The sequence below is a fragment of the Ferrimonas lipolytica genome (genome assembly GCF_012295575.1).
GTDB classification, from domain to species: domain Bacteria; phylum Pseudomonadota; class Gammaproteobacteria; order Enterobacterales; family Shewanellaceae; genus Ferrimonas; species Ferrimonas lipolytica.
The window spans coordinates 1642274-1658038 of the sequence record NZ_CP051180.1; the positions used below are offsets into that span (position 1 = coordinate 1642274).

The following is a 15765-nucleotide window of genomic DNA, read 5'->3' on the forward strand; positions in this document are numbered from 1 at the left end:
TCTTAGTGCAACTGATATTCGCCCCTGCGGTGGAACTTATCGACACACTGTACCTTTTAGCAACACCACGTTAACATGAGGGCATCTTAATTTGCTTCAGTTGAACCAATAATCACCTGAATATCCTAGATTTAATGGTAACCCACCCAATGTAGGGTTCGATTACCAGTTACATCGGTACTGACATCCATTACGGTTTAACGGAGTGAACCATGAATAAAACCACCCTGCTGAGTATTGGTACCATCGCCGTTGGTTTAGGCTTTGCCATCTGGGCGATGTCAACCACAAGCGAACGCGAGGATAGTACCACTACGACAACGGCTGCACAGTCAGCCGAGATGGTTCAAATTGCTCAGTGCAGCGCTTATTACGATATTAGCTCCGGTACCATTAAGCGTATGGGTGTTGCACGCATGGCTTCCGTTGCAGATAGGCTCGCGGCTTCATCCGTAGCACTTAAAGAGCGATTAACAGCGCAGAGCAGCGCAGCGATAACAACCAAACTGGTTACCGACGCTAACCACAACTTGATGGCTATGCTAGATTCTCCCGATCAACTCGGGCCGCTGATGCAGAAATTCAAACAGCCATGCCAAGAATTGCTCATCCAAGGCAGTTGATAATAATTCTTGTTTAGATCTTGGCGCCGTGATTTAATGCCGCCTCTTTAATTACGGCGGCCTCACTATGTCCATTGAGCAAAAAGCTTTAGATCAAGCCTCTATCGGTCTATCACTAATCTGTGTAGTTCACTGCTTAGCGACCCCTGCGCTGTTATTGCTTGGCTTGAGCGTGCCGAGTGTGATGTTAGAAGAGCAACATTTTCATCAGATGATCCTGTTTGTAGTGCTACCACTAAGTGGCCTTGCCCTCTTCCTCGGCTGCAGAAAACACCGCAATTTTAGCGTGCTCTCCCTCGGCCTCAGCGGACTAGCGATCTTAGTCGTCGCCAGCCTATGGGTACATCATTGGTATGGCCATGACGCGGAAACCGTGTTGACCATCATTGGCAGTATCCTAATGGTCATTGCGCACGGTTTAAACTTCAAACAATGTCGTGCGAGCGGTTGCCAGCACTAACAAAAGGCTGTGTACCAACAAAGTGTTGTTCTTTCTAATACTGATAAAGCACCTACGTGGCGAGTGTTGATACAAGGGCAAAGCACTACCGCCGTTGATCTTCTAGCACATTAGCGCAGTTCAGCGAAGCGTTTGGGACGACGACCTAAGGCAAGGGGGATTCCAAAGGGGGCGAAGACCCCGCCCCTAATGCATATAAGAATGTGCCGTCGCCACCGCGACATCCTTCGCTATAGCACCGCAATCGATAAAGCCGAAGGCTTGATATTTACCTCAACACTTAACTGTGACACAGCACTAGCAAAAACACCCCGACGGGTCGGGGTGTTCTTAATAGATAATGGTCACTTAGCTGTCGATGCTGAGCAATTCCACATCGAAGATTAGGGTGGAGCCGGCCTCAATTGAGCCAACACTCCCCTTACCGTAGGCCAATGATGCTGGAATGTAAAAGCGGTTCTTCTGACCTACCACCATTGTTTGCACCCCTTCGGTCCAGCCTTTGATCACCTGAGTTAACTTAAAGCTGGCCGGTTTATTACGGGTTACCGAACTATCAAACTCAGTGCCGTTAATCAGCGTACCGTGATAGTGCACCGTTACTTTGTCGCTAGCTACTGGCTTACGATCGCCACTGCCTTCTGTCAGTACTTCGTATTGTAATCCCGAAGGGGTTGTTACAACCCCTTCACGAGCGCCATTTTCTGCTAAAAACGTGGCACCAATCTCTAGGTTTTTAACGGCGATCTTACTGTTGGCGCGTGAGCGCTGAAACATCATCAAGCTCAACACCAAGATCACAACCGCCACAATGATTTTAACCACAATAAACTCTCGCCAATTCAAAAACGTCACTGTAGCAAATGGCTGTTAAACACAACAGCGTCCAAACTGTTGTAATGGGCAACAATTAGTCAGTTGATAGTAAATTGCGCTGAAGGAGAGCTAGCCACTAACGCCGCCGTATTAAAATCTGCTAAAAATGCTGAAGAAAATAAAAAAGAGCCATGTTATGAATATTTTATCGATCCAATCCCACGTTGCCTACGGCCATGCGGGCAACGCTTCTGCCGTTTTTCCGATGCAACGTATGGGCATCAATGTGTGGCCTGTACACACGGTAATGTTTTCCAACCATACCGGTCACGGCAGCTGGAAAGGCCCGATGTTTAGCCCCGACACCGTTGCAGATGTAATTGAAGGGATTGCCGAGCGCAATGTTCTGCCAACCTGTGATGCCGTTATCTCGGGTTACATGGGTGCCCCTGAGATGGCCGATGTGATTGTCGCCAGTGCCGCTAAAGTTAAAGCCGCCAACCCTAACGCTCTGTATTGCTGTGATCCAGTTATTGGCGATACTGATCGTGGCATCTTCGTTCGCCCCGGTGTACCAGAGCATTTTCGCGACAATGTGATTCAGCATGCTGACATTATTACTCCGAACCATTTTGAAGCGGAGTTCCTTACTGGGCACAAGATAAACGATTTGGATTCAGCCATCTTTGCAGCACGGCAACTGCTCGCCAAGGGCCCAAGCATTGTGCTTATCACCAGTTTGATGCGCAGCGACGCCGCGCCAGAAACCATCGAGATGCTGGCCGTAACGCCGGAATCAGCGTGGTTAGTTGCGGCGCCATGTTTGGAGTTCCCTACCCCGATGAACGGCTCTGGCGACGCCACTTCGGCACTGTTCTTAGCCAAGTACTTGCAGTGTCGCGACCTCAAAATTGCGTTGGAGCATGTGGCAGCGGCAATGTATGGTCTGTTCCGTCAAACCCATCTTGAAGGTAGCCGTGAATTATTGCTCATTGCTGCCCAAAATGAGTTAGTAACGCCAACCTATCTTACCGAAGCGAAAGCGGTTTAGCTTTGCCTCCACTTCAGCCAGCAGCCACGTAACTAAGGGTTTTGATGAACCTCTTTCGCCTTTTGTTATCTCTGCTGGCTTTAGTCTGCTCTAGCAGCAACGCATCGGTTGCCTTGCTGATCGGCTCTGAACTCAAGTTGTGCAGCAGCCTGTCCCCTCAATACTGCCACCGAGGCTCGGTTGACCGGCTAGCATTGCAGCAAAGTAAACGTCACCGATTATTTAGCCCAGCTCGGCTCACTAACGAGCGCTGGCTCAACATCAGTTGGCTCTCCGCCACTGAGCGACAACAAGGGCTTGTGCTGTTTGCCGATACCCCGCTACCAAACAAACTAAACAACAACGAACTGCTCGATTGGTTTCAACTAAACCCTGCGATTCTGCAGTGGTTTCAACAGTTACAACCACAGCAGGTTGAACTTCTGTTCGATCTAATCGAGGTAGCGCCAATCGATCGTTACGGCGCACCATTGCTGCCTCAATTTTGGCCAGAGTCATCGACTGTCGCTGGCGCGGTTAGCATCCTTAATAGCATTAACCAGTTGAGTGCCGACGTTGCACAGCTAAGCTATCTTACCGCAGCCCAGCGCGATCCCTTTGCCGCAGCCCAACGCTACGGGCAGATGTTGCCACCACAGAGCCAATGGCTGCCCCTCGATGGCAGTCTTATCCACGCCCGTAGCGACAACCGATGCAGCGCACTAACCCAGTATCGCCAGCAGTTCCAAAGCAACGTCGACCGGCAGCGACTATACCGCAAGCTAGCCTCTTACCAGCTAGGTCATTGCCGTTTACCAGCAAAGACCCTACAACAGCTTGAAACCACGTCGACCTTAGTGGTTGCCGATGGTGATCCACAACGTTTACGGCACGCCCTATTCTTACCCGACGGCCAACCAACACCCGAGTTACTATCAATTGCGCAACGGTTTAACAGCAGCACTTTAGCTATCGCGGCTATCGGCAAAAGCAACGTATTGTTCGATTGGATTCGGGAGTTAGAACCGCAGACTGCTAGCAGACAACCGCAGTGGCGGCTGTTAGCGACCGAGGTATCATTACTAAGCACGCAACTGCAGCTCGCAACACTGCCACCGCAACAAGCGCTCATACTAGGGGTTGATAATGATACTGCCGCACTCATCTCAGCTAACAACATTAAAGTTATCGGTGATAACGGGGTGTGGTTGGGGCAACGCCATCCAGGTGACAGCGCACGATTTAGCAGCCATTACATTCAAACTAACGATAGCGCCACGCTCGCACCGCTAGTCATTTCGTTGGCCAACCCCGATCCCGAGCCTCGTTCCAACGAGGAGGTGATATTTAACCATCTGACCCACAACAGCGCTGGCTTTCACGGGTTAACACAACAGCTCTGCCACAGCCTTGCTAGTCAAGGGTTGGGGCACATAGCGACTAAGGACAAAACCATTGGTGTGTTGCTCAACGTGGGGGCAGCGACACAGTTTAGCCACCAACAAGGGCAAGCTTGGTGCAGCTACCGCAACCTAGAGGTCGAATTTGGTTCGGTTGCCGCACCGTAAATCGTTCAGGCTATTATTAGGCTGTGTCGTAGTTAGCTAGTTTATCTTAGCCTTCGGCTTCACCGATTTCGTTGTTTTTAGGGGACGATGTCGCGGTGGCGACGGCACATTCTTGTATGCCACCCCTTTGGAATCCCCCTTGCCTTAGGTCGCAGTCCCAAACGCTTCGCTGGACTGCTCCAATGCGGCAAAATAACAACGGCGGTAGTGCTTCCCCTTGTATCAAAACTCGCCTAGCCGCTGCTTTAACTGCATTGGCAAGATCAACCCTTAATTGGTACACAGCCTATTATTAGCGTTAAAACGTCAGTCCCATCGCGCGTAGCTTGGGCATCAACTGAGCACTACCGGCACTGATCTCATCCTCAGACAAAACTAAGTATTGATGTTGATGCTGTTGGAACTGAGCCAAACGCTGTTGTTGTTCTTGATTATCGCTATCAAGAACCTCGATATAGAGCGCCAACGACGGGATAAAGAAATCAGATATCAGCTGCGGCGACTCAGGCCACGGTTGCTCAAAGGCGAAGTTGATCTCGTGTAAGTAGAACCAATTGGCTAACTTCAAATGGGCTAAATTAGCAACCCAATGACCACTCATGGTGCGGTAACGGCTATTGAAGCGATGCTGAAACGCTTTAACCGACTTATGGGTCGAGTTGGCTTCAGCATCCAGACCAAGATAGGTATTCAGTACTCGTTTTAGTGAGCCGTGTTTGTCGATATCTACCGGCCAATAACTTACCGGCCCACTAGCAAACAACCGCTGGCCGGCGCCATTTCGCCGCCCTTCTGGGGTTAGCACCAACCCACCCGCTCCCTGCTGCAGCCAGCCTAACTGCAATAACAATTGCCGTAATTCATACTCCGATACTGACAGTGATTGCGCTAGATCTCGTGCAGACTGCAGTTCAGCCGGTTCCGCCAACAACAGGGTTTCAGGCCAAACTACGTAACGGCCATATTTCTCATGTAAGGTGGTTTCACCGCCAGCACTCAAGCCTAATGCCGTAAGTACCCATTGATTATCGCATCGAACCAAATAACCCGCCCGCTCAAATCGGCTGAATAGCACCTTGCTGGTGACATTCATCTGTTTGGCTAATGCCGATGTGGAAATCATTTTGCTCATTGTCGCTTCCCGTTGTCAGCGTAATACCAAGCAGAGTAACTCGCTGGTGTTGTCAGAATCGCAGTTGAATTGGGTTAGAAGTAGCGCCAGCAAACCCTACGCTATCCAGTTAACACTATTAAACCACTGTGTTCATTCTAAAAAATTATCCCGCAATTAACAAAAACCATTGGCATCAGCTTAATCTCACCGTAAAGTTAAAATTAACAAACTCGCAACAAATTTAATTATTCACGCCGTGAGCAGCGCAAAAGATTCAACAGCGGTAGCAACTCCTATGGGGGTATTCGGCTAGGTAATACATTGGAGGCGACATCCGTGACACTCAAGCTGAGGCTAATTAATTTCGTAAGAAACCGAAATGCATTTTGGGCATGGTCTATCGTTGCGGTGACCCTTGTAGTGCTCTACTGGGGTGGCAAGTACTCGGTGCACCAATTGGCTGCCCAGCAATCCAATACCCTTAGCCAACATTGGCATCGGCTTCTGAGCCATCAATCTGCACGAACTAACGAGGAGCGCATTGAGCAGTTAGGGGCGCTGGCATTCTACCCTCGTATCAAATTTTTGCAGATGCGGTTGGAACACAACCTCAGTCAACTGGCCAATTACAGCCACGGTACCCATAATTACTCCGCGAGGGTACACCAAGCCATTAATCGACTAGAGCGAAAACAACAACGTCACCCCGAATTTCAATCTATCGATATGGTAGATGAAAATATTGTCCTAAGCTCGAGTCGAATTGAGCTGCCGCAGCAGGTAAACGGTAAGCCCGCCTATGGCATTATCATCATCGGCTTCGATAGCAGCGAACTGCATCAAACCATCTCACAACACGTATTAGGGGTATTTCTTTATGTGGTATTGGCATTGTTGCTGTTGGTTGGATTTCTCACTTTAAGACAACGATTACTGTTTATTGACCCTCTTAAGCAGTTATTGACCGAGCCAGCGTGGTGTAGCAATCGTGGCACGGTACGACAATTACCAAGCCAATACACCTCGTCGTTGTTAACTGCACTGACCCGGCTAATTAATGCCGAATTCGAGGCATTGCAACGGTCGACACAGCGACTGCAGCAGCGGCAGCAACGACTGGCTGAAGAGCACCAACAGCGGCAACTATCCCATCAATTGCAACCGAGTTATAACTGGCAGATCGACATCAACAATGGCGATTTCTCAATCGACCGAACTGTGTTGGCTAATATCGGCTTAGTAGATATGCCAACACATCTACACGTTCACGATCTATTAGCGCGCATCCACCCAGAGGATCTGACCCAGATAAAATCTCAGTTTGATAGATTACAACGTAACCATAGGGCGATGGAATTTGTCGCAAGAGTAATCAATAACACCAACGAGATGCGTCACATCAAATGCAGTGCCAGTTTCAGTTGTGATGATATGCGCTCGCAAACATTAGTTGGCTGCAGTATCGACGTCACCGAGTCGGTACGACAGCAGCAGTCATTGCGGTTAGAGCAGATCAAAGCCAGTAATGCCGAACATCGCCTCGATGCCCTGTCTAAGTTAACCGAAGTTGCCATCATTCAAGTTGATCACGCTGGTACCATTCGTAGCTTGAATCTCACTGGTCATCAGCTTCTTGGCTATCCTGACCAGCAACTGCTCAATCGCCACATTAGCGAATTAACTGAGCTTGAGAATAGCGACCCCAAAACGCAATTTAACGACCCATTTAGGCCATTTTCCGTTAACAATCAACGCGACTCCAATGTTCGTTTACGCAAAGCGGATAACTCCACCGTATTGGTTAACCTAACCCTTACTGAGCAACAGCTGGGAGGTAACTACTGCCTCACCGGCATATTTAAACCAATTTCCACCGCTATCGAACCGGTTACGGCCAGTGATGGCCTAGTCGACATCCATCCGGTTAAAAAGATGCGCTTCGCCATGATGGATAGTGAGCAACGAATCGTGGCAATTTCACCGGCGTTGGCAAAAACCTTAGGCTACCGCTCGCAAGATCTCATCAATACCAACCTGATCGATTTGGTGCCAGCTAACTTCCGTCAGGCCACCAAACAACAGTGCCTCACTGGAGAGTGCATAAACGCCAAGACTGCGGCACTGTCCCATCGTAACGGCGAAATTATCTGGCTTAGAATTACCATAATGCCGCTACAAAACATGCAGTCAGAGCAACCATTATTATTGATCCAAGTAGCTAGGGTTTTGGAGCGGATAACCTCCATAAGTGAAAAGCGACAGGGAGTACAAACCACTAAACATGGGTCTTTTTCTGCTCGTGCCGACCGTGCTTGAAACTCGCTTTAACTGGCGCTTTTACTGATTCGTTTAGGCGCGGTTTTAGCGCTGCTTCGCTTAGTTGACTTACTCTTGAAGCGTCGCTTTGCCACCGCAGGCAACCCCGCTAAACAGGCTGGTGCGGGTTCGCTTTTTACCCGTGTAATAATGTCGTTAATACTGCTTGATAGACCAACCATAAACGGCTGGTATGGCATTTGTCTTTCAGCCATTCGTTGTAGTTGATGCTCCCACTGGGCTGTCATATCTGGGTAGCTCGCACTCTCTGGTAAGGCGGTTATTAGAGCCGTGCCTGCGGCTGTTGCATTGATGGCTTTACCTCGCCGCTGCAAGAATGACCGTTTAAATAGCAACTCAATGATCCCCGCTCGCGTTGCTTCAGTGCCCAAGCCATCAGTTTCCCGCAAGATATTTTTGAGTGAACTGTCTTTAACGAAGCGTGCAATACCTGTCATCGCTTGTAGTAATGTCGCCTCGGTAAAGGCTTTTGGCGGCTCAGTCATGCAGTCTTTGATCTGCCCTTCGGCACAGGTCAAAACTTCGCCTTGGCTCAGTTTAGGCAGGTAATCTGGCACTTTATCTTTCGGTGTCGGTAATAACGCCTTCCACCCGGGCTTCAACAACTGCTTACCCTTGGCGACAAACAAACCGCCAGCGATCTCGAACTTCAGTTCACCCTCGCTGTACTGCGCCGGTGGATAAAATTGAATCAGATATTGGCGAGCAATAAGCTGGTAGACCTTGGCTTCATCGATACCAAGTCGACTGGAACCTGCCGCCTTAGGTGTTGGGATAATAGCGTGATGGGCCGTTACCTTGCCATCGTTCCAACAACGAGAGCGCAGGCTTTGATCAGCACCGCTAACCGCGTCTTGCAAGAAGTCGTCGTTGGTCGATATCGCCGTCATAATCTTGCTAACGTCACCCAAGTGTCCCTTGGGTAAATAGCGACAATCGGAACGTGGATAGGTGATCAGCTTGTGCTGTTCATAGAGTTTTTGCGCGGCCGACAACACCTGTTGGGCAGACAACCCGAATCGCTTCGAGGCATCAATTTGTAACGCCGATAACGAATAAGGTAACGGCGCAGTTTGTTTGGTCTGCTTATGCACCGCTGAACTGACAAGCGCCGGTTGTTGTGCAATTCGGCCAGCAACGTGTTCCGCCAGCTTTCTAGCCAGCAAGCGCCCATCTTCATCTACCCACTGCTCGCAGGCATCACTGGGTTGCCAGCGTGCTCGTATGGTATTGCCATCATGAGGGATAATGGCATCGAGCTGATAAAAGGGTTTAGCCACAAACTGGGCAATCTGCTGGTCTCGGCGCACCACCAATCCCAATACCGGCGTCTGTACCCGCCCTACCGATAATACTCCACCATAACCGGCTTGCTGGCCCAATAATGTATAGGCTCGTGACATATTCATGCCATACAACCAATCGGCTCGAGAACGTGCTAACGCGGATATCGATAGCGCAACAAAGTCACTATTGGGTTTGAGCTGGCCAAGCGCTTTAGTTACCGCGCTCGGGTTGAGATCGCTAATCAGTAACCGTTGAACCTGTTGCTTACGAGTCTTACTAAGTTTTAGGTAGTCGAGCAGCTCATCGACCAGCAGTTGCCCCTCTCGATCTGGATCTCCGGCGTGAACAATCTGCTTAGCGTTTTTGAGTAGTTTACGTACTACGCTGATCTGCTTACTCATGCCCTGTCGTGGCTTAAGTTGCCACTGTTCAATCTCTATCGGCAGATCTTGCAAACGCCATTGTTTAAAGCGCTGGTCGTACTCATCAGGCTGCAACTGCTCCAACAAATGCCCGACACACCAGGTGACGCAATCGCCATTACCAACCTCGATATAACCATTTTGATTTTTGTGGGGCTTAGCCAAAACCGCAGCAATAGCACGGCCAAGACTCGGTTTTTCGGCAATGATAAGACGGTTCATAGCTACGCAGATTAAAATAGGTTGGTATTAGATTACCCAGCATTAACGGCGCCAGCAACAAAACACTGTATAAAAACACAGATAGGTGTTAAATCGTGATCAAAACCGGTAACCAATGCCGCATCAACCCTATATCCAGTGGTATAGTTATCAGCATTGCGCATTTTTATAACATAATATTATGGTTAACTTAGACTGGCTCCAAACCTTCTGCACTCTAGTCGAAACTCGCCACTTCACTAGAACCGCAGAAAAGCTAGCGATGACTCAACCTGGGGTGAGCCAGCAGATCCGCAAGCTAGAGCAACATTTTCAACAGCCGTTACTACTGCGTGAAGGCAAGAAATTTACCTTAACGGAGGCGGGTCATCAGGTCTATCGCCAAGCTCGACAAAGCCTGATTGAGCTAGCGCAGCTCGAATACCAGCTAGGACAAGATGATCCCCATATAGGTCGATGCCGCATCGCTTCGCCGGGCAGCGTAGGCTTAAAGCTCTATCCAGTTGGGCTTGAGCTGCAGCGGCACTATCCACAGTTGCAAATCGAATATCAATTTGCACCTAACGACGGCATCGAACGGATGATGGCTGAACGTCAGCTCGATATCGGCCTTATGACTCGTATAACCGAGTTGCCGGAGTTGCACTATCACCAGTTTGCAAGTGAACCGCTGTGTTTGGTAACTCCGCCAGCCATTACTGACGTAAGTTGGAAATCGCTAATGTCGCTTGGTTATATCGATCATCCGGATGGTCGCCACCACACCACCATGCTACTTGGTGCCAACTACCCTCAATTTGAACAGATTGAACAGTTTCCCCGCCGTGGTTTTTCCAACCAGATTGGGTTGCTGTTAGAGCCGGTAGCGTTAGGGTTGGGTTTTACGGTGTTGCCGCTGCACGCCACCAACGCATTTTCTAGGCAAGATAAAATCACCATCTGGACCCTCCCAAACCCTGTTGAGGAACAAATCTATTTGGTAAAACGGCGCTATCAAGTAAGCCCTAGTCGAATCGAACTGCTGCAGCAGCAATTTGCTACCGCGCTTAATGGGGAACTGTAGAGCGGCACTTAGACCGCTCTATAAGTCGGGGGGTTAGCGACTCTGTTTGGCGACAATCAATGCTTGTCGCTCAGAGTCGGACAGAAACGCCGCTTGTAAACCGTTACGTTGGATCTGTGCTAACTGGGCCTGAGACAAACCAACCTGTTGATGCGCAATGTGGTATTCATTGCTAAGGGTCGTGAACTCCACCCCTGGATCATCGGTGTTGAGGGTGATCATCATACCTGCGTCAACAAAATCGACGATCGGGTGCTGTTTAAATCCAGCCACTGTTGTGGTTTGAATATTTGAGGTGAGACAGCTTTCCAATGGGATCTGTCGCGTCGCGAGGTACTCCATCAATTTGTGATCGGCGGCGGCATTAACCCCATGGCCAATGCGCTGAGCACCAAGGTGTTGCAGGGCATGCCAAATACTTTCTGGACCTGCAGCTTCACCAGCGTGAATGGTAACCTGAAGGTCGTTGCGATGGACCTGATTAAAATGCTGTTCAAACTGATGGCCAGGAAAGCCAATCTCGTCACCAGCTAGATCAACCGCAACGAAGTGTTGGCGGTGCGATAAGATCGCATCTAGCTCCTGCTGACAGTTTTCAGTACCGTAGCTGCGGCTTAAGATGCCAATCAGCTTAGCTTGTACACCAAACGCTTTGATCCCTGCCTCAACCCCAGCGATAACCGCCTCAACCACAAGGTTGTTGTCGAGCTGGTTAAAATGGCCCATATAGCCTGGAGAAAAACGCAGTTCGGCATAATCGATACCATCTTGGCACAAGTCGGCGACATTCTCATAAGCAACCCGGTAAACCGAATCGGCATCTTTGAGTACCTTAACCCCCCAATCCAGTTTTTGCAGGAACGCGACTAAACTCGGCTCCTTTGTTACCGCGCTGATATGAGGGATAAGCGTATCAAGATCGTGCCCAGGTAATTCAATACCATGTTGTTGACCTAACTCGAGTATCGTTTGAGGACGAATATTGCCGTCGAGGTGGCGATGGAGATCCACCAATGGGAAATGCGTATCAATCATCCTTTACTCCTGCAGGCGACCCGTTATCGGTGTCCGTTAATAATTGTAATTCTGCCAGTTTACGATAAACCGTATCGTCACGTAATAAACTGTGGTGGTCACCAACTGCTCGGGCAACACCCTGTTCCATCACTACAATGCGATTGGCATTGACCACCGTAGCGAGACGATGGGCGATGATAATGGTAGTTCGACCAATCATTAACCGCTCTAACGCTTGTTTTACTAGTGCTTCATTGTGGGCATCAAGCGCTGAGGTGGCTTCATCAAGCAGCAGCACTGGCCGGTCAGCTAAAATAGCGCGGGCAATCGCGATACGCTGTTTTTGACCACCGGAAAGATTAACCCCACGCTCGCCCAATAAGCTGTTATAGCCATCCTTCATGGTGACGATAAACTCTTCTGCACATGCTGCCTGACAGGCGGCTATTACTTCAGCTTCGGTGGCCTCAGGTCGACCATAACGAACATTTTCCAGTACCGAAGTAGCGAATATAACCGGTGCTTGTGGCACCAGTGCGAATTGCATCCGCCACTGGATCGGATCAGCACTACCAACACTGACGCCATCCAGTTGAATGTCACCAGAGCTCGGCCGATAAAACAGTTTAAGCAGTTGGAACAGCGTTGATTTCCCTGCGCCGCTGGCCCCAACCAGCGCGACCCGTTCGCCGGCACCAATGTTGAGATTAAAATCAACCAGTACCGGTTTGTTCGGATCGCTAGGATAGGCAAACCGAACCCGATCAAACTGCAGCTCTCCGGCAACCTCATCAACAAACCCTTGCGCAGCGGCCGGAGCGACAATTGCAGGAACAACTTCGGTGAGCTCGCGTAATCTATCGGTCGCACCTGCAGCCCGCTGCACTTCACTGATTACTTCACTGATAGTCGCTACCGAACCCGCAGCCATTACGGCGTAAAACATAAATGCGGTAAGCTCACCGGCAGAAAGGTTGCCTTCCATTACCTCCAGCGCGCCAAGCCAACTAACAATGGTTATCGCCGATATCGACAACACCATTACCGCAGCAATCAAGCCGGAACGATATTGAATCCGCTGACTCGCGGTGGTCATCACTCGTTCAACTTGGGAATCAAACTGCTCTTTATCTCGTTGTTGATGCCCATAGGCCTGCACGGTTTGGATCTCGTGAAGGGTTTCATCAATATGAGCACCTAAGGTAGCAACCCTATCTTGGCTACTGCGTGCCAAGATTCGTACCTTGCGGCCAAAGAAGAAGATAGGAACCAACACCAGTGGCACCGCCAGCATCACCATTAAGGTGAGCTTCATCGAGGTGAACAGCATCATCACCATGGCCCCGATGAGAGTGACGCTGCTGCGCAAGGCCATCGACAAACTCATACCAACAACGGTTTGCAGCACAGTAGTATCGGCGGTAAAACGGGAGATAACCTCACCGGTCCGAGTGGTTTCAAAAAAGCTCGGCGATAGCGACAACAAGTGATCGAAGACGTGCTTACGAATATCTCCGCTGACTCGCTCGCCCAACCAACTGACCAAATAGAATCGAACAAATACCGCTAACGCACCAATTAGGTTTATCAGCAACACCAGCAGCATCGTTTGATTTAAGGCATCGGCATTTCCAGAGAGAAAACCGTCATCCACCAACAGTCGCACCCCTTGCCCCAACGCCAGCCACGTTGCTGAGCCAACCAACAATGCAATTGCTGCTGCCACCACCTGTCGCTGATAGGGTTTAACGAACTGCCACACCCAACTCACTACACCGCGTTTATCTGTTTGCACGCAAATTGTCCTTTACTGCCTATTACCACCACCCTGTTCGAAGCGGTCGGTCGTTGCAATCAAATTTATCAAATTGCTTACCCGCTCTGAACAATCAGCTCATTGTTAACTATTGATTTTACCGTGCTCCGACTGTCGACGGTGGCTATACTTGCGCTCATTATATTGAGCTTGAGCGATCCCATGACAACGATTCGTGTTGCCACCTTTAACGTTAGTATGGAAGCAACTAATTACCGCCGTGGCCGTAATGCAACGCTTAACCCACAGGCACTAACGGAACGATTACGTCGCGGCAACCATCCACAAATCCGCAACATTGCCGAAATAATTCAACGTAACCGACCAGATGTACTGTTATTAAATGAGTTCGACTTCATTGAAGATGAAAGCCACGGCGTTAGTGCATTTATCCGCAACTATCTGCAGCAGTCTCAAACTGGTGCTCAACCCATCGACTACCCCTATTACTATGTCGCTCCGGTCAATAGTGGCGAACCCAGCCCCTACGATATTGATGGTGATGGCAAAGCAACTGGCACCGGTGGGGATGCCTTTGGTTTTGGTTTTTATCCCGGCCATTATGGGATGGCATTGCTATCACGATTCCCAATAGAGATTGAGCAGATAAGAACCTTTCGCCACTTGCTATGGCATACCATGCCAAATCACCAAACCATTACCAACGCTGATGGAACGCCGTTCTACGCTGACGATACCTTTACTGGGTTACGATTATCATCAAAGTCTCATTGGGATGTGCCGATAGTGGTTGGTGGTAAACGGATACACCTGCTCGCAGCACACCCAACCCCACCGGTCTTTGATGGCAAAGAGCGCCGTAACAGTGCCCGTAATTATGATGAGATTAAGCTCTGGGCGGATTACCTACAACCGAGTCATAGCCAATATATCGTCGACGACACTGGCACTTACGGTGGCATTGCTGACAACGAGCCATTTGTCGTGGTGGGCGATTACAATGCCTCCGCAGATGAAGGTAACAGCTTAGTTGGTGCCATTGAGCAGCTACTGCACCACCCAAAGATCAACGCAACTTACACCCCAACCTCGAACGGTGGCAAACAACATACTCCCACGCTGCCCCACGCGAAAACTCACACCGCCGCGTGGCGGGCGCGAGTTGACTATGTTTTGCCATCAATTCTGGGGTTTGAGATTAAGGGGGGCGGTGTATTCTGGCCAACTAAATCAGATCCGCTGCATCGGTTGGTTCAATCTCGGCAGGCATCATCAGATCACCGTTTGGTGTGGATCGACTTGGCTTTATGCTAACCACGCTTTAATGGGCTGTGGACCAATTAAGTGTTGTTCTTTCTATTACAGTTAAAGCACCGGCTAGGCGAGCGCCGATACAAGGGGTTAAGCACTACCGCCGTTGACCTTCTGCCTTAGGTCGCAGTCCAGCGAAGCGCTTTGGACTGCGACCTAAGGCAAGGGGGGATTCCAAAGGGGGCGAAGCTCCCCGCTAATGCATACAAGAATGTGCCGTCGCCACCGCGACATCCTCCCCCAAAAGCACCGAAATCGGTGCAGCCGAAGGCTTAAGATAAACTTCAACAGCTAACTACGACACAGTCCTTTAATGGCCGCAAATGCAAAAAGCCCATCTATCGATGGGCTTATTCAGGCTGTGTACCAAGTCATTGTTGGCTCAAACTTAGCTGTGCTGGCTTTTAAGCTGCGGAAGCGGTTTTTGCGCGAGGCTTAGCTTTGGGCTTAGGTTCAGCTTTAACGGCAGCAGTTGGAGCGGGTCGTTTACCTTTCAATAGATTCAGCAGGCTCTCTTTTTGCTTTGCAAGATACAGCGCTAAGTCTTCCTGCTGCTGATCGCTGAGCATATCCGCATCCGCAAGCAACGGTACCAACTGATCAGCTAAGTCCAACATCTTGTCGTAGGCATCAGCTTCTTGCTTACTGGAAAAAGTCATCACTTCCTCACCGTTGCGTTCTACCACGTACTTGACGATAACCGCCATGGCTGCGCCCC

Annotated in this window: 13 protein-coding genes; 7 read left to right on the forward strand and 6 right to left on the reverse strand. The window is 49.8% G+C overall.

The window, feature by feature from the left end:
• Positions 1-212 precede the first annotated feature (212 nt).
• Together HER31_RS07675 and HER31_RS07680 are read left to right on the forward strand one after the other, a co-directional pair.
• Entirely contained in the window at positions 213-623 is a 411-nt protein-coding gene (locus HER31_RS07675) for a hypothetical protein (RefSeq protein WP_168660023.1), read from the forward strand.
• Between the two features lie 67 nt (positions 624-690).
• Positions 691-1083 carry a MerC domain-containing protein gene (locus HER31_RS07680; RefSeq protein WP_168660024.1) on the forward strand — a complete coding sequence of 131 codons (393 nt, stop codon included), beginning with the start codon at positions 691-693 and terminating at the stop codon, positions 1081-1083.
• Positions 1084-1431: 348 nt separating this feature from the next.
• Here HER31_RS07680 and HER31_RS07685 read toward each other — a convergent pair whose 3' ends face one another.
• Positions 1432-1863 carry a BamJ family beta-barrel-assembly machinery protein gene (locus HER31_RS07685; RefSeq protein WP_202983636.1) on the reverse strand — a complete coding sequence of 144 codons (432 nt, stop codon included), beginning with the start codon at positions 1861-1863 and terminating at the stop codon, positions 1432-1434.
• 232 nt (positions 1864-2095) lie between these two features.
• Here HER31_RS07685 and pdxY point away from each other — a divergent pair, with 232 nt between their 5' ends.
• Both pdxY and HER31_RS07695 read left to right on the forward strand, forming a co-directional pair.
• Entirely contained in the window at positions 2096-2950 is an 855-nt protein-coding gene (gene pdxY, locus HER31_RS07690; protein ID WP_168660026.1) for a pyridoxal kinase PdxY, read from the forward strand.
• 44 nt (positions 2951-2994) lie between these two features.
• A complete protein-coding gene (locus tag HER31_RS07695) occupies positions 2995-4497 on the forward strand; it encodes a hypothetical protein (protein WP_168660027.1) in 1503 nt (500 codons plus the stop codon).
• A 298-nt stretch (positions 4498-4795) separates the two neighbouring features.
• Here HER31_RS07695 and HER31_RS07700 read toward each other — a convergent pair whose 3' ends face one another.
• Positions 4796-5629, reverse strand: a complete 834-nt coding sequence (locus HER31_RS07700) for an SPRY domain-containing protein (protein WP_168660028.1) — start codon at positions 5627-5629, stop codon at positions 4796-4798.
• A 390-nt stretch (positions 5630-6019) separates the two neighbouring features.
• Here HER31_RS07700 and HER31_RS07705 point away from each other — a divergent pair, with 390 nt between their 5' ends.
• Positions 6020-7927 (forward strand): PAS domain S-box protein, encoded by a 1908-nt coding sequence (locus HER31_RS07705; protein ID WP_168660029.1) that lies wholly within the window; start codon positions 6020-6022, stop codon positions 7925-7927.
• 8 nt (positions 7928-7935) lie between these two features.
• Here the strand turns inward: HER31_RS07705 and HER31_RS07710 are convergent, their stop codons facing one another.
• On the reverse strand, positions 7936-9879 hold the full coding sequence (locus tag HER31_RS07710) for a DNA topoisomerase III (protein WP_168660030.1): 1944 nt from the start codon (positions 9877-9879) through the stop codon (positions 7936-7938).
• Positions 9880-10060: 181 nt separating this feature from the next.
• Here HER31_RS07710 and HER31_RS07715 point away from each other — a divergent pair, with 181 nt between their 5' ends.
• Complete coding sequence (locus HER31_RS07715; protein ID WP_168660031.1) at positions 10061-10942, forward strand: LysR family transcriptional regulator; 882 nt, start codon at positions 10061-10063, stop codon at positions 10940-10942.
• Positions 10943-10975: 33 nt separating this feature from the next.
• On the opposite strand, the gene add is transcribed toward HER31_RS07715, so the two are convergent.
• Positions 10976-11977 carry an adenosine deaminase gene (gene add / locus HER31_RS07720; protein ID WP_168660032.1) on the reverse strand — a complete coding sequence of 334 codons (1002 nt, stop codon included), beginning with the start codon at positions 11975-11977 and terminating at the stop codon, positions 10976-10978.
• Positions 11970-13754: an ABC transporter transmembrane domain-containing protein gene (locus tag HER31_RS07725; protein WP_168660033.1), complete on the reverse strand. Its 1785-nt coding sequence runs from the start codon at positions 13752-13754 to the stop codon at positions 11970-11972. Before HER31_RS07725 ends, add begins: the two co-directional genes overlap by 8 nt.
• A gap of 183 nt (positions 13755-13937) precedes the next feature.
• Here HER31_RS07725 and HER31_RS07730 point away from each other — a divergent pair, with 183 nt between their 5' ends.
• Entirely contained in the window at positions 13938-15050 is a 1113-nt protein-coding gene (locus tag HER31_RS07730) for an endonuclease/exonuclease/phosphatase family protein (protein ID WP_202983616.1), read from the forward strand.
• A gap of 401 nt (positions 15051-15451) precedes the next feature.
• Here the strand turns inward: HER31_RS07730 and HER31_RS07735 are convergent, their stop codons facing one another.
• Positions 15452-15754 carry a YebG family protein gene (locus tag HER31_RS07735; protein WP_168660034.1) on the reverse strand — a complete coding sequence of 101 codons (303 nt, stop codon included), beginning with the start codon at positions 15752-15754 and terminating at the stop codon, positions 15452-15454.
• Between the last annotated feature and the right edge of the window lie 11 nt (positions 15755-15765).